The organism is Bacteroidota bacterium (assembly GCA_025059945.1).
Taxonomy (GTDB): domain Bacteria; phylum Bacteroidota; class Rhodothermia; order JANXDC01; family JANXDC01; genus JANXDC01.
On the sequence record JANXDC010000011.1, the window covers coordinates 100,168 to 120,545 of the forward strand.

Below are 20,378 nucleotides of genomic sequence, written 5' to 3' on the forward strand. Positions count from 1 at the left end.
AGCGGCAAGCGGTCCACACTGGGGATAGCGAGGCCTGGCATGAGCTGGACGGTAGAGCAAACGCGCGCCCGGTTGCGCGAGCTAGCCTACAACCTCTGGTGGAGTTGGCATCCAGAGGCCCAGGCCCTCTTTGAAGCCCTGCATCCTGTCCTGTGGGAGTCCAGCGGCCACAACCCGGTGGCCGTATGGCGGGCCTTAGATGAGTCGCTCCTGCGAGAACGCTTGGCAAGCGAGGCCTTTCGGGAGCATTTGCGGACCGTCTACGAGCGCTTTCGTTCCTACATGGAGGAGCCGTCCCGTAACGGTCACAATCAGGGTCTTGTAGCCTACTTCTGCATGGAATTCGCCCTGCATGAGAGTTTGCCACAATACGCGGGCGGTCTGGGGGTGTTGGCCGGAGATCACCTAAAGTCAGCTAGCGACCTAGGCCTTCCCCTGGTGGGGGTGGGGATCTTCTGGCGGGAGGGGTATTTTACGCAGCGCTTCTCCCCTGACGGATGGCAGCAGGAGTTCTACGAGCGGATCGACCCCTATCGGGGGCCTCTTGTGCCGCTTACGCATCCCGATGGCCCCCCCGTAATCGTTTCGGTGCCGCTTGACGGCCGCCGGGTGTGGCTGAGGGCCTGGAAGGTGCAAGTGGGGCGGGTGCCTTTGTACTTGCTCGATGCGGATTTCGACAGCAACGCAGAATCCGACCGAGCCCTCACGCGCCGGCTGTACGCCGACGGACCGGAGCTGCGCATCCGCCAGGAGGCCCTGCTAGGGATTGGCGGGGTGCGGCTGCTGCGGGCGCTGGGCCTAAAGCCTGAGGTGTTTCATCTCAACGAGGGGCACTGCGCTTTCCTCACGTTGGAGCTTTTGCGTGAAGCTCGGGCCCAGGGGCTGGAGCTGGAGGAAGCCTGGGACCAGGTGCGAGCCCGATGCGTCTTCACTACCCACACGCCTGTGGACGCCGGTCATGACCGGTTCCCGGCAGAACTGGTGGAACGCGTACTGGGTGGGTATCGCATCGAACTGGGCCTGAGCCAAGATCAGCTTCTGGCGCTGGGCCGCGTCAACACCGGGGATTCGCACGAGCCCCTCTGCATGACCGTGCTTGCTCTTAAGGGCTCTCGATGGGCCAACGGCGTAAGCCGTCTGCATGGGGAGGTTTCGCGCCACATGTGGCAATCGCTCTATCCTGGGCGTCCGGTGCAGGAGGTGCCCATCGGATACATCACCAACGGCGTGCACTTGGCCACATGGGCTGCGTCGGAGGCGCAGGCGTTTCTATCTCGGCACTTGGGCCCCGACTGGGAGGCCCATCAGGTTGATCCGGCCTTCTGGTCTCGGATCGACGAGATCTCCGATGAGGCCCTTTGGGCGTATCGCAACCGGTTGCGTTTGCGGCTTCTGGCCTTCGTGCGCGAATACGTGCGGGCGCAGTCTTTGCCGTTTCCGCCGCTCCTGCTCAATGCTGAGGCGCTCACGATCGGCTTTGCCCGTCGGTTTGCTCCGTATAAACGCGCCACGCTTTTGTTCCGTTATCCGGATCGTCTGGCCCGTCTGCTGGGCGATCCGGATCGGCCCGTTCAGATTCTGTTTGCCGGAAAAGCGCATCCCCGGGACGATTGGGGCAAGCGGCTCCTGCAGGAGATCTACCACATGGCCCAGCGCCCGGAGTTTGCGGGCAAAATCGTGCTCCTGGAGAACTACGACCTGTATGTGGCGCGCATGCTCGTTTCAGGCTGCGATCTGTGGCTGAACACCCCGCGCCGCCCTTTTGAGGCCAGCGGCACCAGCGGCATGAAGGTCGTTCTGCATGCCGGTCTTCAAGCCAGCGTGCTGGATGGTTGGTGGTGCGAGGGTTTCAACGGCCGAAACGGATGGGCGATCGGAGACGGGCCCGAGGAGCGGGATCCGCAGCAGCAGGACGAGCGCGACGCCGAGGCGCTCTATGAGCTTCTGGAAACCGAGATCATTCCCGCTTTCTTTGAACGCGACGCCCTGGGTTTGCCTCGTCGGTGGCTGGCCCGGATTCGGGAGGCCTGGAAGAGCCTGCTTCCGGTTTTTAACACACACCGGATGCTTCTGGCCTATCAAGAACAAGCCTATAGCGCACTGCCGAGTTCGGTGCGAACTTAGGCTCAGTCAAGCCGGATCACCCGATCGGCCGCTCGACGCAGCCGATCTCGGATAGCCAAACCAAGCCCCTTGCATCCGAAATCCCGCGCAATGAGGCGCTCCGCCGGAGATCGATCCAGGCGTCGCAGAGCGGCATACAGGTTGCGCGCCACCTCGGACAGATCGCTCACAGATCCCACCACCTCTACAACATGTGGCTCCCATTGGGGCAAGTGGGCTACGTCCTCGGAGGCCAATAGCAGACCCAGTCGAAGAGGGCTGGTGCGAAGCTGCTGCCTTAAGTGTTCAAGGATGCGCTCCTGGGATCCGATGAGCAGCTCCAGGGGTTTGCGGGGGGCGTAGTGGCGCTCCAGCAAGCCCGGAGAGCGCAGGGGCCCTTTGGGCGATCGCTCCAGCAGCTCCACCGTTCCCAGGACGGCCTGAAGCGCCTCGGGCGTGATCCCGCCGGGTCGCAAAATGACGGGCGGTGTGCGGGTTAAGTCCAGTACCGTGGATTCGACTCCGATCGGCGTGGGGCCCGCATCCAAGATCATCTCGATGCGTCCCTCCAGATCCGCCAGCACGTGCTCTGCCGTCGTGGGGCTGGTGTGGCCAAACAGGTTCGCGCTGGGGGCCACCAGGGGGGTATCAGCGGCCCGCAGCAGGCCCAATGCCACCGGATGAGCGGGGATCCGCACCGCCACCGTATCTCCACCGCCCGTCACCAGGGGGGAGAGCAAATGCAGACGTGGCAGCACTACCGTCAAGGGGCCGGGCCAAAAGCGCTGGGCTAGCTGATAGACGGCATCTGGCACGTAGGCGGCTACGTAGGAGACCATGGCCAGATTGGGAACATGCACGATGAGGGGATCCTCAGGAGGGCGACCTTTGACTTCGAAGACGCGCCGCACCGCCGCCTCGTCAAGCGCGTTGGCCCCTAATCCGTAGACGGTCTCCGTGGGAAACGCCACCAACCCCCCGCGTCGAATCACCTGAGCGGCCTCGGCGATAATGCGCCGCTCGGGTTTTTCGGGATGGACTTTGCGCAGAACCGTTTTCACGGCGCAAAGTTACGGCACCGGCCCGTAATCCGCTTCAAGGGGGCATAGAGGGCGTCATTTAAGAGGGGACGGTCTCCGGGATCGCGCTCAGGGCCGCTTCCAGATCACGAATCAAATCCTCGGGCTCCTCCAGTCCGATGGAAAGCCGAATGCCGCCAGCGGGAATGCCGATCGATTCCTGCACCTCAGGGGGGATTGCGGCGTGCGTCATCGAGCTGGGGTGCTCGATGAGCGTGCGCACGTTGCCCAGGCTCACGGCTAGCGTGATCGTGTAGGCGTGCTTGGCGATGTAGTTCATGAAGGCGCTCGCCAACAGCTGCCGTTCCGCCGCCGTGGCCCCGGCCAGTTCGAAAAACAAGATCGTGCCGGGCGCAAAACGGCCCCGGTAATCGCGCATTTGCCGCTGGGCCAACTCGTACTGGGGAAAAGAGGGCAGGCCGGGATAGACGACCCGCGCCACCCGGGGATGTTGGCTCAGGTATTCGGCCACGATCTGGGCCGTCTGCTGTTCCCGCTCCACGCGCACGGCCAGGCTCGGCAGCCCGTAGGCCAGGATGCTCCAGGCTGAGCGTGGCGAGAGCGCGCCGCCGAAATCCTTGCGGTACAAGAGCAAATCGTCCCGAAACGACCACGGACATATCACAGCCCCGCCCATGTCCGTGCCGAAGCCCCCGATGTTTTTCGTCAGGCTGTGCACGACGAAGTCGGCTCCCAGCTCCAAGGGCCGCTGACAATAAGGAGTGGCGAAGGTATTGTCTACCACGACGTAGATGCGCTCTTGGGGGCTCCGGTGGGCGTTCGAGTGGCTTACGATCTTGGCCACAGCCTGGATGTCGATAAGCTCCAGCGTGGGGTTTACGGGGGTTTCGAAGTACACCACGCGCGTCTCCGGGCGCAGATTCGGCTCCAAGGCCTCCGGGTGGGTAAGATCTACGGGCGTCGTATGGATCCCGTAGCGGGGCAGCCAGTTGTAAAGCAGGCTGTGCGTGCAGCCGTAGAGCGTCTTGTGGGCTACGATGTGTTGGCCCTGGCGCAAAAGCACGCCCAGGATGGCCGATATGGCCGCCATACCCGTAGCAAAGGTGATGGCCGTCTCGCCGCCCTCGGCGATGGCCAGGTGTTCTTCCAGCAGCTCCTTGTTGGGTTCGCCGAGCCGATCGTAGATGTAGATGGGCTTTTCCCTTAAGTATTCCTCTCGGGCGAAGTGCTGGAAGCCCTCGGCCCCCCGATAAGTGGAGTCGAGCCGAAAAGTAGTGGAGGTCGATATCGGGGGCACGACGTGGTGACTATAGTCCCAGGCCTTCGAATGGAACTTGCCGTGAATAAGCTGGCTGGGCACCTGATAGCGTCTCCTCCCTGGCATAGGGCCTCCTTGCTAGCGATTCCTCTGCAAATAGGTCGCGATCGCCTCCGGATCCGGTCGCGGCAGTTCGAAGACGTCCGTTCGGACCCGCACATAGGCCGATCCGCCTAGACGTCCAATCGGGTCGTAGGCCTCTAGACGAATTCGACCTTCTTCGTAGAGGGCCGGATGCACGTGGGCCGCAAGCACCTCGCCGACTACGAGCGTGCCGCTTAGCGGGCCCTTGCCGATGGGCAGGATGTGCAGGACGCGGCATTCAAAGTGCAGGGGGGATTCGGCCACACGAGGCGGCCGCACGCGCACACTCGGCAGGGGGGTAAGGCCCGAGACGGCGAATTCGTCCACGTCCGGAGGCCAATCGGCCGAAGCCCAGTTCATGGCCTCTCGCAGCGCGTAAGAAACGAAGTTCACCACGAACTCCCCCGTCTCCTCCAGGTTGCGCAGGGTGTCTTTGGGGGAGCCATCCCCCCGCCGCATCGGAGAGATGGCCAGGGCGGGGGGATCGGCTCCGACGCCCATAAAGAAGCTAAAGGGGGCCAGGTTGGCCTGGCCCTTGGCGTTTACGCTCGAAACAAAAGCGATCGGCCGAGGCACAATGGCGCCGATGAGCAGCTTATAACGCTCTTGGGGCCCCAGCACGGCCAGATCTAGATACCGGTATGCAGTTTCGCGCATAGCTTATGCCGTTACGGGTTTCTCTAACCAGGAGTAGGCGTACTGCGGATCTTCAAGCGCCAACGCTTGACGGGTGAGCGAAAGGGGACGGAACGTATCGAGCATCACGGCCAGCTCGCGGGTCTCCTTGGCCCCGATGCTCGCCTCTACGGTTCCGGGATGCGGCCCATGGGGGATGCCGCCTGGATGTAACGTAAGGGAGCCCACCTCGATTCCCCTTCGGCTCATGAAGTTGCCGTCTACGTAGTAGAGGACCTCATCGGAGTCGATGTTGGAGTGGTTGTAGGGGGCCGGGATGGCCAAGGGGTGATAGTCGAAGAGCCGCGGCACAAAGGAGCATACGACCAAGTTGGGCCCAGCGAACATCTGATGCACCGGCGGAGGCTGATGTATGCGGCCCGTGATGGGCTCAAAATCGTGTATAGAAATAGCCCAAGGGTAGTTGTAGCCGTCCCAGCCTACCACGTCAAACGGGTGATGCGGATATATAAAGCGGTACAGAAAACCTTGCTTTTTGACCCGCACCTCAAAGTCGCCCGTCTCGTCGTAGGTGCGCAGCTCCACAGGCGGGCGCATGTCGCGTTCACAATACGGGGCGTGTTCCTCCATCTGCCCATAAGCGTTGCGGTATTTTTTGGGGATCTGGATGGCCCCGCGCATGTCGGCGATGAACAGGCGCACCGGGAAATCCTCGAAACGATACCGATGTATTGTGCCGCGCGGGATAATGAGGTAATCTCCGGGGCCGAAGGGCACATCGCCGAAGATCGTCTCCAGCACACCTTGGCCTTGATGGACGAAGATGAGCTCATCGCCCTCGGCGTTTTTGTAGAAAAACCCCGTGTGGGCCTCCGTGGGCCGGGCGATCGAAATCGTGACGTCGGGGTTGGTCAGAAGCGGTATGCGCGCAGACAAAAAGTCTCCGCCTTCGGGCGCAGGCCAGGTGCGCAGATGGCGGGGACGCAGATCCGTGGGCACCACCTCCGGCTGCCAGGGAATGGGCTCAAGGATGCGCGCAATGCGTGTGGGCGGATAGAGATGGTACAAGATGGCCGAGACGCCCGAAAAGCCCTCCGTGCCGAAGACCTCCTCAGCGTACAGGGATCCGTCCGGCTTGCGAAATTGCGTATGCCGCTTGTGCGGCAGCTGGCCCAAACGTACGTAGTACGGCATGACCGGTTCTCCTTATACGGGGGTCGTACTGTCGACGATTCGATTGCGCAGGCGGCCGATACGCTCGATTTCTAGCACCACTTCGTCTCCGGGCTCAAGCCAGGGCACCGCCTCGGGCGCGCCCAGCTCCAGCAGACAGCCCGAGCCCACGGTTCCGGAGCCGATGAGCGTTCCGGGGCTGAGGCGCACGGCCTGACTGGCCCAGGCTAGCAGGGCGCCAAAGCCATAGTGCATGTCGCGCGCGTTGCCCTGGCTCATCAGACGGCCGTTGACGTAAGCCCGCATGGTCAGCTCGTAGCGGCCCCCGTCCAAGCGGCGATCCCGAACTTCGTCCGCGGTGAGCAGGCAAGGCCCTATGCTCGTGGCGAAGTCCTTGCTTTTGGCCGGCCCCAAGCCCACAGCCATCTCCCGGCGTTGTAGGTCGCGCGCGCTCCAGTCGTTCAGGATCACAAAGCCCAAGATGGCCTGTTCGGCCTCCTCAGGCGAGGCATCCTCAACGGGCCAGCCCAACACGGCCCCGAGCTCCAGCTCGTAGTCCAGGGCCCGCGTGTAGGGAGGCCGCCGAATGGGCTCATCCGGGCCTTTGATGGTTTCGGGGTTGGAAAAATAGAACACGGGCATCTCATACCACTCCGGCGGCACCTCCAGCCCTCTGCGGGCCCGGCTTCGCCGAACGTGTTCGGGGAAGGCGTAGAAGTCCCGAAACGCGCTCGGCCTCGGAACCGGGGCGAGCATCCGGATGGCGCTCATGGGAAAAAGGAACGGAGCCACAAGCTCCGGGTCAACCCCCCACAGCGCTAGGCTCTGATGGGCGGCCTCCAGAAGCCGATCCGCATCCTGCAGCCAACAGCTCATACGGTTTCGCCTAAGCTGAGCGTGCCAGCGGCTGCGGCTGATCTGGCCGTTTCGATACGCGGCCCAAGCCGGGACGCAGAGGCTCAGCACGTGCTCCTCCGAAACCCAAAGCCCGGCCTGTTCCCCGTATCGGGGATGCAGGAAGCTGACCAAGCGCATCCGGCTATAGGTTGCCCCGCAGGGCCTGCTCGCGTTCTATGGCCTCAAAGAGCGCCTTAAAGTTGCCCTTGCCGAAGGATTTAGCTCCCTTGCGCTGGATGATCTCGTAAAAGAGGGTCGGCCGATCTTGTACGGGCTTGGTGAAGATCTGCAGCAGGTAGCCCTCGTCGTCTCGGTCGACCAGAATGCCCAGCTCGCGCAACTCCTCTAGGGGTTCGTCGATCTTGCCCACCCGCGCCTGCAAATCGTCGTAGTATGTCGTAGGGACGTATAGGAATGCGACGCCGCGCTCTCGCAGCGCGCGCACGGTCTCCAAAATGTTTGAGGTGTGTAGCGCCACATGCTGCACGCCCGGACCGTGATAGTACTCCAAGTACTCCTCGATCTGGGATTTGCGCTTGCCTGAGGCCGGCTCGTTGATGGGGAACTTGATGCGGCCGTTGCCGTTTGCCATAACCTTGGACATGAGGGCGGAGTACTCGGTGGAGATGTCCTTGTCGTCAAAGGAAATCAGCTGCCGGAAGCCCATTACGTCTCGGTAAAAGGCCACCCAGTGCAGCATCTTGCCCAGCTCCACGTTGCCCACGCAGTGATCGACATATTCGATTCCCACCGGCGCCGGACGGTAGGATGTCGATACGGGCTTGTAGCCGGGCAGAAAGGGGCCGTGATAGGCTTTGCGCTCCACGAAGGTGTGGATCGTGTCTCCGTAGGTGCGAATCGAGGCAAGCCGCACCTGGCCGAATTCATCCTCCAGCACCTCGGGCGGGCGCACGGGCTCGGCTCCGCGCCGCACAGTCTCCTCGAAAGCGCTTGCGGCGTCGTCAACCCACAAGGCGATATCCCGAACCCCATCACCGTGCTTGCGCACATGATCCCAGATGGGGTGATCCGGATGGTAAGCCGAGCTGAGCACCAGGCGCACCTTGCCCTGCTGCAGGCAGTAAGAGGTGATCTCGCGAGAGCCCGTCTCTAGACCCCGGTACGCGATGAGCTCAAAGCCGAAGGCGGTCTGATAAAAGTAAGCCGCCTGCTTGGCGTTGCCCACATAGAATTCGATGTAGTCTGTGCCGTTAATGGGGAGAAAGTCCACCTCAGGGGCCTGCTGGCTGGGCGTGGAGAGGATCTCGTGCGACATGGTCCGTCCTCCTCTTATCTTTTCGACTTAAGCGGGGGGTCCTCCGAGAGCGGCAGCTTGGTCTCCTGCTTGAGCGCGCGCAGGACAAAGCGGGTTTCGATTTGCCGGATCGGGGCGGCCGGAGTGAGCTTGTGCAGCACGAAGTCTTCGTATTCCGCTATATCCCGCACGGCGACCTTGAGCAGGAAATCCGTCTGTCCGGCGATATGGTAGCACTCCAGGACTTCGGGCATATGCTCTACGGCCTGGCGCAGCTGCGCAATGGCCTCCAGCGTGTGCTCGCGCAGCGACACGAAGACGAAGGCCAGCGTGCCCCGACCGATTTTATATGGATCTAGCAGCGCTACATACTTGCGGATATAGCCCTCTTGTTCGAGCTTGCGCACGCGCCGAAGCGTAGGAGGCGGACTGAGGCCCACGCGTTCGGCCAGATCGGCGTTCGTAAGCCGACCGTTTTCCTGAAGCAGGTTTAGAATGCGGCGATCGATCGCATCCAAGGGCAGCTGGTCCATATCCGCTCGGAATATTTCCGGTTTGGGGGCAACTTCGACGGAATATAACATGAATCGTCTAAATCCGGAAATCCTCACGTAAGACCCCTGAACCTGGGGGTGTTTTGGGGCTGGCGGGGTTCGATAGCTCGCCTGATCCGGAGAAAGGTCATGACTTACGAAGCGGCGTTGGCTGAGCTGGCGCGCCTGCCGAGCTTTGAGCGGCAGGCCGCGCGGGGGCTAAAACGGGGGCTAGAGCGCATCGCGGCGCTTCTGGAGGCTTTAGGGCATCCGGAGCGGGCCTACCCCGTCATACACGTGGGGGGTACAAACGGGAAGGGCTCCACCTGCGCTTTCCTGGCCGCCATCTGGCAGGCGGCCGGCTATCGGGTTGGTCTGCACACTTCGCCGCACCTGCTTGAGCTCGGAGAGCGCATGCGCGTAAACGGGAAGCCCGCTTCGCGGGAATGGATCGCGGACTTCGTCGGCCGCGCACGCCCCTGGATCGCCCGTATTGAGCCCAGCTACTTCGAGTTCACCGTGGCCATGAGTCTGGCCTATTTCGCCCACCAGGAGGTGGACCTAGCCGTAGTTGAAGTGGGGCTCGGAGGCCGATGGGATGCGACGAACGTTTTGCTGCCTGAGCTCGCCATAGTCACCAACGTGGGCACAGACCATGCGGAGATCCTGGGGCCGACTCCGGTGGAGATCGCGCGCGAGAAGGCTGGCATTTTCAAACCCGGACGGCCCGCCCTTACGGCGGCTCGTCATAAAGAGGCCCGTTGTGTGCTGGAGCAAGTGGCGCGCGAGGTGGGATGCTCGCTGGAGTACGTTCCGGGGCGCGTGCGCTGGGAGCGGCTGCGCCTGAGCTGGGAGGCGCTCTCAGGGGACCTCTACACGCCCGCGGGCTCGTATCCGGAGTTGGAGCTGGGTCTGCTCGGCCTGCATCAACTGGAGAACGCCGCCTTGGCCGTGCGGGCGGCGGAGCGGCTTTCTGAGCGCTTCAGCCGCCTCAATCCGGAGGCTATACGAACGGGTTTAGCGCGCGTGCGGCAGCTCAGCGGCCTTCGGGCTCGCATGGAGCGCTTGCTTGAGCGCCCCCGTCTGATCTTGGACGTGGCGCACAACCCGGAGGGGGTGAGGGCACTACTGCAGACAATCCGGCGGCTTCCGGTCGTCGGGCGCCGCTGGCTGCTATTTGGCGTGCTGGCCGACAAGGATTACGCCCGCATGGTTCCGGCCCTGGCCGCCTGGGCCGATGCCGTGATCGTGACCGAACCGCCAAGCAAGCGGGCCCTTGCTGCGGAGCGCTTAAGGGAGGCTTTCGAGGCTCTGGGAAGACCTACGGCATGCCATAAGACGGTCCAGGAAGCCTGGGCGGCCCTTCGGGATCAAGCGGAAAGCGAAGACCTTATCCTGGCGTGTGGTTCCACGTACCTTGTGGCCGAGCTGCTCTGCCTATTCGGGGAGCGCGCCGATCCGCGCCTGTAACAGCCGGATGCCGGCTTGCTCGGGAGCGCTGAGGGACCCTACTTTCATCGAAAAGCAAAAGGGTCTATGGCGGTCGCCTTCAAGCAAGTCGACGCCTTTACGCGCATGCCCTTTGCCGGAAATCCGGCCGGCGTCGTATTGGACGCAGACGGGCTACCGGATCGGGCTTTGCAACTTATCGCGCGCGAGGTAAACGCCTCAGAGACCGTTTTCGTGCTATCGCCTACGGAGCCCGGAGCGGATCTTCGGCTGCGTTGGTTTACCCCCACCACCGAGGTCCCTCTGTGCGGACATGCCACCATTGCGGCCTTTCACGCCATGGCCGAGGAAGGCCGCATGGATCTGAAGCGGGGTTCAACAGCCCGGTTCCGGGTGCAGACGCTAGTGGGTCAGCTGGAGGTGGAGGTCCAGTGGGTCGAAGATCAGCCTCTGGTATGGATGGAGCTGCCGCTGCCGAGTTTCTTTCCGTATCCGGGGGACTATGAAGATCTGTGTGGGGCCCTGGGCCTGGCTGAGGTGGAGGTTGACTGGCAGCGGCCGATCTGGATCACCCAGCATGGATACGTTTACGTGCCGGTTGTGCGCCTGGAGAGCCTGCGCACCATGCAGCCGAATGCCCTGCTTCTGGAGAGGCTGGGGCGGCGTTTTGACGTGCATGGCTTCGCCGTGTTCACCCAGGAGGTCTTTCACGAAGAAGACGACTGGTTCTTGCGCTTTTTCGCTCCCGGTTGGGGGGTCCTAGAGGACCCCGTAACGGGCACCGCGCAGGGCCCTTTGGGCGCGTATTGGTACCGAGTGGCCCAGGAGCAAGGGCAAAGACCTAAACTTTTCTACAGGGGCGAGCAGGGTGATCTGATGGCCCGGAGGGGGCGCGTAGCCGTGCGCCTAGAGTCCTATCCAAACGGTGAGTTGGCTCGCCTTTGGATCGGCGGACAGGCCGTCACCGTCTTTGAAGGCCGCTTCATGGTGCGCGCTGAGATCGGGACGCGTCCCTGAAGGAGGCTACCTCATGGTGCCGTTCGAAGCCCTGGGGTTTCACTTCACTGGCGAGGACGACTTCGTCGACACCCTAGGGGAACTCTTGGAGGGGGGCCGGCGCGTGCCATGCCAGAAAGGATTTTACGTCCGCTGGTCGGAGGCGGGCATAGAACTTTGGTATGGGTTCTTACATGATCACACCTTTACTGGCGCTGTGATCCCGTTTTTCCGATCCCCGGGGGCGTCGCTACGGGTACGCGTTACGCAGGTCGTCGAAGACCCCGAATACCCCTTGTGTGGCTTTTTGATCGGAGATGCGAACGCCCTTCTTGACGTAGAAGGGGTGCACACCGGTGATTACCCCATCTGCGTGCAGGCGGTGGATTTCCAGTGCGCTCTGGAGGCTTTGGAGCGCTCTAGACTCTTGCGGCTTCAGGTCGTCGGCTTCTGCGGAGATCTGGCGTTCTTTGATCGGCTTGAGGATCTGCGTAGCTACACCCAAGGGCTCGGAGCGGCCCTCTTAGACATAGCCCCTAAAAGCTTTCTCCCCGTGGGGCTGTTTCCGGAAGTAGAGGGAGAAGCCACCCCGCAGCCCATCGCCCTGGTGGGGGGATACCTGCGCAGCCTCCGCCTGTTGCACAACCCCGTCACCGGACATCCGTTTTATCACCTAATCGTGGACACCCAGGGGCAGCGGCTCAGCCTGCTTAGCGCCGATCCAGCGCTGGAGCGGGCCAAGCCTCCTCGACTTCTGCTCAGCACCGTATGGCTTGCCGCCTGTACGGCGGAGGAGGATTTTCCGAATGCGTTTTCGGCCTGATCCTCTGGGGCAACTGTGGCTGTGGACGGCCGTGGGAGCTTGCGTCATCCTGGCTGTGCTCGCACCGCCCCTGTTCGGGTTCTTCAGCTTGCTAGGCCTTCTGCTGGGGCTTGGCGGGTGGGTGGCCCGCTGGGGAGCGCTCTATGAACTGGAAAAAGATCGGCTGCGTGTGCGTCCGAGTTGGCTGTGGGCTGCTTCCGTAGAGGTACGGCGCGGCGAGTTGGCGCACCTGCGTCTGGAGCGCACCTCAGGGCAGCGCCGGCTGGGCTTAGCGGATCTGGTCTTGGAATTGCGCGACGGCCGAAGCCTGCGGCTGCGGGATCTGCGCGATCCGGAGCGGTGGGCCGAGCGCCTGCGCCAGGTGCTGCTTCCGGAGCCCGAGTCGGCCGCCCCCCTAGAATCCGAGCAGGCGTTATACCCCTACCGCGGCACCGACGTGGGCGACCGACTGCAGACCCTGGTCGGGCTTTGGGCTCAGGGGCTGCTTTCGGAGGAGGAATTTCAGCGCCAGAAAGCGGAGCTAGAGTCCAGGCCCAAAAGGGAAGGTTCATGAGGCGACTTTGGGAACGCTGGCTGGCCTGGGCCCTTTTGCGCAGACAAGGCGGACGCACCTTTTTGCGCTTTATCACCCTTCTCGCCATAGCGGGGGTGGCTGTGGGCGTGGCCGCCCTGGAACTGGCGCTTTTCCTGTCTCGAGGGTTTAGTCGAGAGATCACAACCAAAATCATGGGTTTCGGTGCGCACGTGCAGGTGATGCGCTACACCGAGGGACCCCTGTATGGGGCCGATAGCCTCCTGCATGTACTAGAACAGCTGGACCCGCAGATCCTACGCGCCGCCCCCGTTGTATACGGACAAGTCATCGCCCAGGGGCCTCGGGACGTGGACGGGGTGATCGTGCAGGGGGTGGACCCCGAGCGGGACGTTTCCTTTATCCGCACCCGTCTTGTGGAGGGCCGCTACGGGCTAGAGGCCTCCGAGAGGCCCACGGCGATGCTTTCTCGGACCTTGGCCCGCCGTCTGGGGGTCGGGCTAGGGGGGGAATTTTGGCTCTACTGGGCGAACGGGGACCCCTCCTCCCTTATCCTACCGCGCGCAACTAGGCTGCGCGTGGCCGGTCTGTACGAGACGGGGTTAGTCGACTTCGACGAGGCTTTCGTGTTCGTGCACATCGACCAGGCCCGTAGCCTGCTGGGCTACGCCCCAGATGCGGTGAGCCGCATCGACGTACAACTGAGCGACCCCCATCAGGCCGAACGCGTGGCGGACGAAATCGAAGCCCGGCTCGGGTTTCCCGTGATGGCCCGCTCGATTTTCCGCCTTTATCGAAACCTCTTCGCCTGGATCGAACTTCAGCAGAGCACGATCCCGCTTGTGTTGGGCATCCTGGTCATCGTGGCGGCCTTTAACCTGGTGGGCACCCTGCTTATGATGGTGCTAGAGAAAACCGCGCACATCGGGATCCTCAAGACGCTTGGGGCCACGGATCGATCCATCGCCCGGTTGTTTGTATGCGAAGGGCTGTTGCTGGGGACGATCGGGGTGGGGCTCGGAAATGCGCTGGCCCTGCTGTTGGGCTTCTTGCAGCTGCGTTATGGGATTTTACCGCTTCCGGTAGAGGTGTACTACGTAGAGCGGGCGCCTGTGTACATGGCCGCTACGGACTTGGTGCTCGTTTCCGCTGTAGCCTTGCTGCTCTGCTGGGCCAGCACGTGGTTTCCGGCCCGCATAGCGGCCCGGCTGCACCCTGTTGAGGCGCTGCGCTTCGGCTAACGCAGCTCTACGCGTATCCCGGCGACCTCCCAGCGGGGGCGCAGCCGAATGGGTTCGCTCCACCAGGCGGGCTCAGGGAGGTTATCCCACGGTTGGCCCCCGTCCCAGCGCCCGTTGCCGTTTCGGTCCGCAAAGGCGAAGATCCGGTATCGGTCCGGCCGCAAACCCGCAAAATGGAACACGGCCGAGCCCACCAAGCGTATTCGCCGAACGGGCTCCGGAATCCCGGCCGCAAAGAGCCAAAGCTCCACGGGTTGTTCCGGGGCCGCTAGCACCGTTCCGGAGAGCACGGCCTCGTCGTCCGAACGTAGGACCCGATAGGCGCGCTCGGGCGCTTGCAGGGTATCCTCAAAGCGAACGCGCAGTAAAGCGCCGGCGGGCCAGCCGGCCTGCGGCCGCACCCACCAGATGAGCGCCGGCTGACCGCAGGTTACGGCCTCGGCCGAGGAGAGCATATACGGGATCGCCTCGGCCTCCGCGTAAAGCCGCAGGGCCCTCCGGAGCGCCTCCGCTTCAAGGGGAAGGGAGAGCTCTAAGCGCAGGGAATCTGAGGGCAATAGCGCAAGCGTATCAGGGGGCGCTAGCCGCGCCCGGTCTTCTCGGGGGGGAGGAGGGGACCTTAAGTTGGGGGTGCGAAGAACGCGAAAGCGAACCGAAAGCGACCCCGTTTGGCGTTCGAGGCTATCGCGCATGCCCTCGGCAATGAGCCGGTACGCACCAGGCCGAAGGGGCTCGGCCAAAAGAAGCCGCGCCGAACGAGGGCCAGCCCGATACCAGCCCGCGATCGACCATCTGGCCTCCGCGCTGTCTAGAAGCGTCCACTCTGGACAGTTCCCCCGCCAGGGCCCAGAGAAGCGGGCCTCCAGCAGGTGCGTTCCCAAGACCCGGACCTCAGCGAGCCGCAGCGGTCCTGGGTCCGGAGGATGTCCCAGCAGGGGTCGCCTTAAGGTATCTGCGGGGAGTCTGATCGGCCCCTGATCTGCCAGGGCGCGCGGCTCTTGTCCATCCGGGCGTCGGTTTCCGTTGTAGTCCGCATAGGCCAGCACCCAGTAGGAGCCGGGGCTAAGGGAGCGAAACCGAAAGCGCCCATCCGGCCCGGTTTGCGTTATGTAATCGGCTCGAGCGGGTTCCCTTTGATCGGATTCGATTCGATATAGCCCCACCGTCCACGGTGAAGACGGGGGCTGGCCTGTAGAGGCCAGAAGCACAAGCCCCGACAGCCCGAGCGTATCCAGTCGGGCACCCGTAGAGAAGGCAAGCTCTATGGGGCGCTCCAGGCGGTTGCCCCTTAGATCCCGCAGTTCTGTGGTCAGGATGAGCACGTAGGTGCGTTCGGCCTCTAGCCGAGGCAGACGGATGCGCACGCTGCGGCCCGAGATCGCCACCCGAGGCGGCGCAGCCGGGTAGGGCGTAAGCTCCAGGGCGCGCTCCAGGCTCGCCGGATCGATCCACTCGTCGAACCAAAGCCGAATTTCGGGCCTTAGGACTTTCGTGGCGCCGTTGGCCGGATCGGAGCGCACCAGGCGGGGGGGCTTTCGGTCCTCCGGCCCGCCCGTAGGGGGGCTTGGAGTAGCGCAGGCGCAGAGAAGAAGAAGTAGCAGCGGCCAACGGCTCATGAACCGGGGCTGCGCACGGTAAAAAGCAGATACAGCAGCGCCGCGGTGGAGGCGGCCAAAAACAGGGGCTGCGCGTAGCGCTCCCACCAAGCCGCGCTGGCCTGCTGCTCTACGCGTCCCGGCCAGCCCTCCGGCAGGGGCTCTGGGCGCGCGCTGCGGGGCAAGGTATCGAGCGAAGTCGCGGCACACCGACCGGCCCGCAACACAAGGGCTTCAGGTCCCAAGATACGATATGTGAGCTCCATAGCGGCGCTGCGCTCCAGACCGCGGCGCAAGCGGCGATAGCGCACTCGCACCTCTACGTTGATCACCTCCAGCAGCGGCGGATCTGTGGAGGCCCGCACCCGCCATCCGGCTTGCGTTAGTCCATGGATCCAGCCGGGATAGGCGCTCAACGGCAGCAGGCGGTCCTGCAGGCTCACGGCGAAAAGCGAGTCGGGGCGCCTGATCTGGGCCGCGCACTCCGCCAGAAGCTCCAATAACCGCGTCTCAAGAGCCGGTTGCGCCCACGCTCCGCCGAGGGCCACCGCGCTAAGCGCCAGGCCGGCCAGACTGCGCCGCATGAGCCTCCGAAGCGGTCCAGCCGGCCTCGGATCACGCATAAATGCCGCGTAACTTCAAGGTGGTGGCGACCTTGTCCACGGCCAGCACGTAGGCGCCGATGCGAAGGGATACGTTGTACCGCTGGGCGGTATCGAAGACCTTCTCGAAGGCGTTCCGCATGGCGCGGTTAAGGCGCCTGTTTACGCGCTCCTCGGACCAGAAGTACCCCTGCCGGTCTTGGACCCATTCGAAATAAGAGACCGTCACGCCGCCGGCGTTGGCCAGGATGTCGGGCACGACCATAGTGCCCTTTTCGTTCAAGATGGGGTCGGCGCTGGCCGTGGTGGGGCCGTTGGCCCCCTCGACGATAAGCTTAGCCCGAACCCGCTGAGCAATGGAGGCCGTGATCTGATCCTCACGCGCGGCCGGAATGAGCACCTCCACATCGAGCGTGAGCAGCTCTTCGTTTGTAATCCGCTCCCCGCCCGAAAAGCCCTCAAGGGTGCGGTTGCGCTGCACGTATTCGATGGCGGCCGGAATGTCGATGCCGTGTTCGTTGTAGTAGCCGCCCGTGATGTCGCTAATGGCCACAACGCGGCAACCCTGCTGGTGCAACAGCAGAGCCGACACGGAGCCCACGTTGCCGAATCCCTGCACGGCGACCCGACTCTGATGGGGCCGCAGGCCGAGCTTTTCCATCGCCGCCAGCGTCACGGTCATGACCCCGCGTCCTGTGGCTTCCCGACGCCCACGGGACCCGCCCAGCACAAGGGGTTTGCCCGTGACCACGGCCGTCACCGTGCGCCGCGCGTGCATGGAGTACGTGTCCATGATCCAGGCCATGATCTGCTCGTTGGTGTTCAGATCCGGCGCCGGGATGTCCGTATCGGGACCGAACACGTCGATTAGGTTGGCCGTGTAGCGGCGCGTAAGCCGTTCGATTTCGCCCGGGCTCATTTGAGCGGGATCGCACTTAACCGCGCCCTTGGCCCCCCCGAACGGGATATCCATGACGGCGCATTTCCAGGTCATCCAGGCGGCCAAGGCCTTGACTTCGTCCAGCGTCACATCCGGCGCGTAGCGGATTCCGCCCTTTGAGGGACCCAGGATTTCGCTGTGGATGACCCGGTAGCCTTCGAAAACCTGGATGGAGCCGTCGTCCATGATGACGGGCACGGCCGTGATGACGATCTTGGTGGGTGTTTTGAGGAACTCGTAGATGCCGGGGTCCAAGTTCAGGATCTGGGCCGCGATGTCGAAACGGCGCATCATGGACTCAAACGGATTTTCGCGATCCAGGGGCGGCCCCGGTTCCTGATAGATCGCGGGTTTGTAGACGTCGTGTGCGGCCATAGGCTGCTGTGATGCTCCGTGGTGGCTCGAAGCGGCCATCTTTCCCCCTATACTGGCACGCTCGCCCTTGTAGCTTGCGATCGCCTGATTTGCGCGCTACTGTCGGGCCTCCCAAGAGGCATGCTAAAAGCGCCGGCTACTTCTTTTTGTGGCGCATCTTGCGGAGGCGCTTTTTGCGTTTGTGGGTGTTGATCTTCTTGCGTTTGCGTTTGCGTCCACAGGGCATCTGCGGTTCTCCTATTCCTCGGTGCGGGTTTGCTGGCGGGCGAGGGCCTGGCGGCGCAGCAGCTGGGCTTGTTCATGCAGCGGCGAACCGCTCGCAACGCGGGCAAGGACCTTGTCGAAGGCCTCGATAGCCTGGGCGAAGCGGCCGATTTGCATGCGCAGCAGGCCCAGCAGGAGGTTGGCCCGTGGATGTAGGGAGTCGCTGCGCAGCACGGCGTTGAGCTCCTCTACAGCCCGCATAGGCTCTTGGGAGCTCTGCGCGTAGCAAAAAGCCATATCTACTCGGATGTCCAGGTTGTCGGGGTCCAGTTTTAGCGCTTCCCGATAGGCGCCCACAGCGCGTTCCAGTATCGCTTCCCGGATCCCCGGTTCGGATTGTCGCAGCATCCAATCCGTGTACAGATCCCCGATCTGTCGCCAGAGGTCCACCGATGGCTGCTCCTGGGCCAGACGAGTCAGGATGGTCGCGGCGCGGTCCGGTTGTCCGGCCTCCTGATAGGCATGGGCCAGCTCATGAGCCAGGCGTCGACGCTCCTGCGGATCCCGGGCCCGGCTGAGGGCCTCTTGTAGCTCCGCCAGCCGTGCTTGTTGGGATGCGCTCATCTTCGGGACCTGGGAGGGAATCGTGGTGCTATCGAGGAGGGATGCGTTTGGGCCGGATGGGGGCCGGATCCCCGCAGGACCGCTCGCCACAAGCAGGCCGAACAGGGCGCCGGCCGCTATCACCGTACCCCACTGGGTGCGCCGCAGGCGCTGCGGATCGGGCTTGGCCTCTCGGTCATGGCCGTTGAAGGGATTGCCGCAGTGCATGCAGTAACGGGCCCCAGCTGGGGACAGAGCCCGGCATCGTGGGCATGCGACCGCTTCTGCGGATGCGGCCCCGCCCTGCTGGCCCACCCGGTCGGGTTCTTCGTCTCGGTAGCCGCAACTTGGACAATCAAGCGAGGGGATGTAGAGAGCCCCGCAGGAAGGACACGGCGTATGGACATGCGATGCGGCCATGCAGAAAAACATCCTGCCTTGAGAGGCAGGAGCATACAAAGGTATGCCCTAAGCGAACTGGAAGGCAACGGAAGAAGGCCTTTAGCGCAGCCGATGCGTGCGCTGTAGGGCCTGCTCGTCTCGCCAGATAGCCCGCCGCGCCGCGCTCAGGAGCAGATAGCCCATGATGGGCAGTATCCCCACTCCGAACGCGGCCAGGGGCCGTAGGCGATACAGCTCAAGGTTGAAGATGAGCGCAAGCGAAAGCCCGGCGGCCCCAGCAGTCAGAATAGCGGCCAAGCGCACGAGCGCCATCTGCAGGCGACGGTTTCGAAACACGCCGATCGCCGCGGAAGCTAGCAGCAAGGCCCCCGTAGGAAGCCCCCACCAGAGCCACCCTATCCAGGGAAGCGCCCGCAGCGCAGGGGCTAGGACGGGCGCAAAAGACAGTAAAGTGAGCAGGCATAGGTTCGCCACCAGCAGATATAGGGTTTGCACGCGCTGCCACATCGCATGACCCTCTTAGCGCCTACTCCTGTACGCGTTGGGCGATGGCCTCGGCAAATTCGCTTGTGCTGGCCGTTCCCCCCAGATCAGGGGTGCGCACCCGGCCTTCCTGCAGGACGGCGTACAGGGCGTTTCGGATGCGTTCGGCCACCTCCGTCTGGTTCAGGTGCTCAAGCATCATCACGGCCGAAAGCAGAAGCGCCGTGGGGTTGGCCCGATTCTGTCCGGCGATGTCCGGAGCGGATCCATGCACGGCCTCGAAAATGGCCACCTCATCCCCGATGTTCGCTCCGGGCACCACACCCAGACCCCCCACCAGACCGGCGCAGAGGTCCGAAAGAATATCGCCGAAAAGATTCGTGGTCACGATGCAATCGAAGGCCTCTGGCCGCCGGACCAGCTCCATGCACAAGCTGTCGATGATCTTCTCCTCAAAGGCGATGTCCGGATAGTCGGCTGCGATCTGACGGCCGACCTCCAGGAAAAGACCCGAGGTTTTTTTCAAGATGTTCGCCTTGTGGGCCAAGGTGACTTTGCGCCGACCATGGCGGCGCGCGTATTCGAAGGCGAAGCGTAGGATCCGCTCCGACCCGCGCCGGGAGATGCGGGCTATAGCGTCAGCCAGCTCAAGACGCTCATCGTAATATTCGATCCCTGCGTACAGCCCCTCAGTGTTTTCGCGGAAAATCAGGATATCGACTTCGGGAAACGGTGTCGGTACGCCCGGTAGCGTCCGATTCGGCCGTACGTTCGCATACAAGTCGAAGGTCTGCCGCAGGGTCACGTTGACACTGCGAAAACCCGTTCCGATGGGCGTCGTAACCGGCCCCTTTAGCGCGATCCGGTTGCGCCGGATCGACTCCAGAACCGACTCCGGAAGCGGACTGCCGTGCGTCTCTAAGCAGGAGGCGCCGGCCTGCTGCCATTCCCATTCAACGTCCGCACGGGCCGCCTCCAGCACCCGCAGGACGGCCTGTGTGATCTCGGGGCCGATACCGTCGCCCGGAATGAGGGTGACACGGTGAAGCGCCATGGCCGAGAACCGCAAACGGCGCAAAGATACACCAAGCCGG

The 20,378-nt window shown here is 63.3% G+C and carries 19 protein-coding genes; 6 read left to right on the forward strand and 13 right to left on the reverse strand.

Annotated features, from left to right (window positions below; translation table 11 throughout):
* Nucleotides 1-39: 39 nt before the first annotated feature.
* Entirely contained in the window at nucleotides 40-2,124 is a 2,085-nt protein-coding gene (glgP, locus tag NZ993_06230; protein MCS7155390.1) for an alpha-glucan family phosphorylase, read from the forward strand.
* Between the two features lie 2 nt (nucleotides 2,125-2,126).
* Here the strand turns inward: glgP and NZ993_06235 are convergent, their stop codons facing one another.
* From NZ993_06235 to NZ993_06265, 7 genes are read right to left on the reverse strand one after another with little or no spacing between them, the layout of a single operon-like run.
* On the reverse strand, nucleotides 2,127-3,164 hold the full coding sequence (locus NZ993_06235; GenBank protein ID MCS7155391.1) for an L-threonylcarbamoyladenylate synthase: 1,038 nt from the start codon (nucleotides 3,162-3,164) through the stop codon (nucleotides 2,127-2,129).
* Between the two features lie 58 nt (nucleotides 3,165-3,222).
* Nucleotides 3,223-4,527: an aminotransferase class I/II-fold pyridoxal phosphate-dependent enzyme gene (locus NZ993_06240; GenBank protein MCS7155392.1), complete on the reverse strand. Its 1,305-nt coding sequence runs from the start codon at nucleotides 4,525-4,527 to the stop codon at nucleotides 3,223-3,225.
* 12 nt (nucleotides 4,528-4,539) lie between these two features.
* Nucleotides 4,540-5,202, reverse strand: coding sequence for a flavin reductase family protein (locus NZ993_06245; GenBank protein ID MCS7155393.1), 663 nt, complete (start codon nucleotides 5,200-5,202; stop codon nucleotides 4,540-4,542).
* A gap of 3 nt (nucleotides 5,203-5,205) precedes the next feature.
* Nucleotides 5,206-6,375 (reverse strand): homogentisate 1,2-dioxygenase, encoded by a 1,170-nt coding sequence (locus NZ993_06250; GenBank protein MCS7155394.1) that lies wholly within the window; start codon nucleotides 6,373-6,375, stop codon nucleotides 5,206-5,208.
* 12 nt (nucleotides 6,376-6,387) lie between these two features.
* Nucleotides 6,388-7,389, reverse strand: a complete 1,002-nt coding sequence (locus tag NZ993_06255; GenBank protein MCS7155395.1) for a fumarylacetoacetate hydrolase family protein — start codon at nucleotides 7,387-7,389, stop codon at nucleotides 6,388-6,390.
* A gap of 4 nt (nucleotides 7,390-7,393) precedes the next feature.
* Nucleotides 7,394-8,527, reverse strand: a complete 1,134-nt coding sequence (gene hppD / locus NZ993_06260; protein MCS7155396.1) for a 4-hydroxyphenylpyruvate dioxygenase — start codon at nucleotides 8,525-8,527, stop codon at nucleotides 7,394-7,396.
* A 14-nt stretch (nucleotides 8,528-8,541) separates the two neighbouring features.
* The gene (locus tag NZ993_06265; protein MCS7155397.1) at nucleotides 8,542-9,039 is read right to left on the reverse strand and encodes an Lrp/AsnC family transcriptional regulator; all 498 of its coding nucleotides are present in this window, start codon (nucleotides 9,037-9,039) and stop codon (nucleotides 8,542-8,544) included.
* Between the two features lie 150 nt (nucleotides 9,040-9,189).
* Here NZ993_06265 and NZ993_06270 point away from each other — a divergent pair, with 150 nt between their 5' ends.
* The 5 genes from NZ993_06270 to NZ993_06290 all read left to right on the forward strand — a co-directional run bounded on the left by NZ993_06270 (nucleotide 9,190) and on the right by NZ993_06290 (nucleotide 14,080).
* The gene (locus NZ993_06270) at nucleotides 9,190-10,509 is read left to right on the forward strand and encodes a bifunctional folylpolyglutamate synthase/dihydrofolate synthase (GenBank protein MCS7155398.1); all 1,320 of its coding nucleotides are present in this window, start codon (nucleotides 9,190-9,192) and stop codon (nucleotides 10,507-10,509) included.
* 66 nt (nucleotides 10,510-10,575) lie between these two features.
* Entirely contained in the window at nucleotides 10,576-11,505 is a 930-nt protein-coding gene (locus NZ993_06275) for a PhzF family phenazine biosynthesis protein (GenBank protein MCS7155399.1), read from the forward strand.
* Between the two features lie 13 nt (nucleotides 11,506-11,518).
* Nucleotides 11,519-12,307, forward strand: coding sequence for a hypothetical protein (locus NZ993_06280; protein MCS7155400.1), 789 nt, complete (start codon nucleotides 11,519-11,521; stop codon nucleotides 12,305-12,307).
* The gene (locus NZ993_06285; protein ID MCS7155401.1) at nucleotides 12,291-12,860 is read left to right on the forward strand and encodes a PH domain-containing protein; all 570 of its coding nucleotides are present in this window, start codon (nucleotides 12,291-12,293) and stop codon (nucleotides 12,858-12,860) included. The genes NZ993_06280 and NZ993_06285 overlap by 17 nt, the downstream gene beginning before the upstream one ends.
* Nucleotides 12,857-14,080 (forward strand): ABC transporter permease, encoded by a 1,224-nt coding sequence (locus tag NZ993_06290; GenBank protein MCS7155402.1) that lies wholly within the window; start codon nucleotides 12,857-12,859, stop codon nucleotides 14,078-14,080. Before NZ993_06285 ends, NZ993_06290 begins: the two co-directional genes overlap by 4 nt.
* Here the strand turns inward: NZ993_06290 and NZ993_06295 are convergent.
* The 6 genes from NZ993_06295 to NZ993_06320 form a co-directional block, all read right to left on the reverse strand.
* Nucleotides 14,077-15,696 (reverse strand): Ig-like domain-containing protein, encoded by a 1,620-nt coding sequence (locus NZ993_06295; GenBank protein MCS7155403.1) that lies wholly within the window; start codon nucleotides 15,694-15,696, stop codon nucleotides 14,077-14,079. The genes NZ993_06290 and NZ993_06295 overlap by 4 nt on opposite strands.
* On the reverse strand, nucleotides 15,693-16,259 hold the full coding sequence (locus NZ993_06300; GenBank protein ID MCS7155404.1) for a hypothetical protein: 567 nt from the start codon (nucleotides 16,257-16,259) through the stop codon (nucleotides 15,693-15,695). Before NZ993_06300 ends, NZ993_06295 begins: the two co-directional genes overlap by 4 nt.
* Nucleotides 16,260-16,290: 31 nt before the next feature.
* Entirely contained in the window at nucleotides 16,291-17,592 is a 1,302-nt protein-coding gene (locus tag NZ993_06305; GenBank protein MCS7155405.1) for a Glu/Leu/Phe/Val dehydrogenase, read from the reverse strand.
* 237 nt (nucleotides 17,593-17,829) lie between these two features.
* On the reverse strand, nucleotides 17,830-18,627 hold the full coding sequence (locus NZ993_06310) for a tetratricopeptide repeat protein (GenBank protein MCS7155406.1): 798 nt from the start codon (nucleotides 18,625-18,627) through the stop codon (nucleotides 17,830-17,832).
* A 273-nt stretch (nucleotides 18,628-18,900) separates the two neighbouring features.
* Nucleotides 18,901-19,308 (reverse strand): DUF4293 domain-containing protein, encoded by a 408-nt coding sequence (locus NZ993_06315; GenBank protein MCS7155407.1) that lies wholly within the window; start codon nucleotides 19,306-19,308, stop codon nucleotides 18,901-18,903.
* A 19-nt stretch (nucleotides 19,309-19,327) separates the two neighbouring features.
* The gene (locus tag NZ993_06320) at nucleotides 19,328-20,338 is read right to left on the reverse strand and encodes an isocitrate/isopropylmalate family dehydrogenase (protein MCS7155408.1); all 1,011 of its coding nucleotides are present in this window, start codon (nucleotides 20,336-20,338) and stop codon (nucleotides 19,328-19,330) included.
* Nucleotides 20,339-20,378 lie beyond the last annotated feature (40 nt).

Bases quoted from the DNA above. Each gene is read 5' to 3' on its own strand.
- glgP (MCS7155390.1), top strand. From the start codon at position 40: ATGAGCTGGACGGTAGAGCAAACGCGCGCCCGGTTGCGCGAGCTAGCC.
- NZ993_06245 (MCS7155393.1), bottom strand. From the start codon at position 5,202: ATGCGCGAAACTGCATACCGGTATCTAGATCTGGCCGTGCTGGGGCCC.
- NZ993_06315 (MCS7155407.1), bottom strand. From the start codon at position 19,308: ATGTGGCAGCGCGTGCAAACCCTATATCTGCTGGTGGCGAACCTATGC.
- hppD (MCS7155396.1), bottom strand. From the start codon at position 8,527: ATGTCGCACGAGATCCTCTCCACGCCCAGCCAGCAGGCCCCTGAGGTG.
- NZ993_06300 (MCS7155404.1), bottom strand. From the start codon at position 16,259: ATGCGGCGCAGTCTGGCCGGCCTGGCGCTTAGCGCGGTGGCCCTCGGC.
- NZ993_06250 (MCS7155394.1), bottom strand. From the start codon at position 6,375: ATGCCGTACTACGTACGTTTGGGCCAGCTGCCGCACAAGCGGCATACG.
- NZ993_06265 (MCS7155397.1), bottom strand. From the start codon at position 9,039: ATGGACCAGCTGCCCTTGGATGCGATCGATCGCCGCATTCTAAACCTG.
- NZ993_06270 (MCS7155398.1), top strand. From the start codon at position 9,190: ATGACTTACGAAGCGGCGTTGGCTGAGCTGGCGCGCCTGCCGAGCTTT.
- NZ993_06255 (MCS7155395.1), bottom strand. From the start codon at position 7,389: ATGCGCTTGGTCAGCTTCCTGCATCCCCGATACGGGGAACAGGCCGGG.
- NZ993_06290 (MCS7155402.1), top strand. From the start codon at position 12,857: ATGAGGCGACTTTGGGAACGCTGGCTGGCCTGGGCCCTTTTGCGCAGA.
- NZ993_06280 (MCS7155400.1), top strand. From the start codon at position 11,519: ATGGTGCCGTTCGAAGCCCTGGGGTTTCACTTCACTGGCGAGGACGAC.
- NZ993_06275 (MCS7155399.1), top strand. From the start codon at position 10,576: ATGGCGGTCGCCTTCAAGCAAGTCGACGCCTTTACGCGCATGCCCTTT.
- NZ993_06305 (MCS7155405.1), bottom strand. From the start codon at position 17,592: ATGGCCGCACACGACGTCTACAAACCCGCGATCTATCAGGAACCGGGG.
- NZ993_06310 (MCS7155406.1), bottom strand. From the start codon at position 18,627: ATGCACTGCGGCAATCCCTTCAACGGCCATGACCGAGAGGCCAAGCCC.
- NZ993_06295 (MCS7155403.1), bottom strand. From the start codon at position 15,696: ATGAGCCGTTGGCCGCTGCTACTTCTTCTTCTCTGCGCCTGCGCTACT.
- NZ993_06320 (MCS7155408.1), bottom strand. From the start codon at position 20,338: ATGGCGCTTCACCGTGTCACCCTCATTCCGGGCGACGGTATCGGCCCC.
- NZ993_06285 (MCS7155401.1), top strand. From the start codon at position 12,291: ATGCGTTTTCGGCCTGATCCTCTGGGGCAACTGTGGCTGTGGACGGCC.
- NZ993_06240 (MCS7155392.1), bottom strand. From the start codon at position 4,527: ATGCCAGGGAGGAGACGCTATCAGGTGCCCAGCCAGCTTATTCACGGC.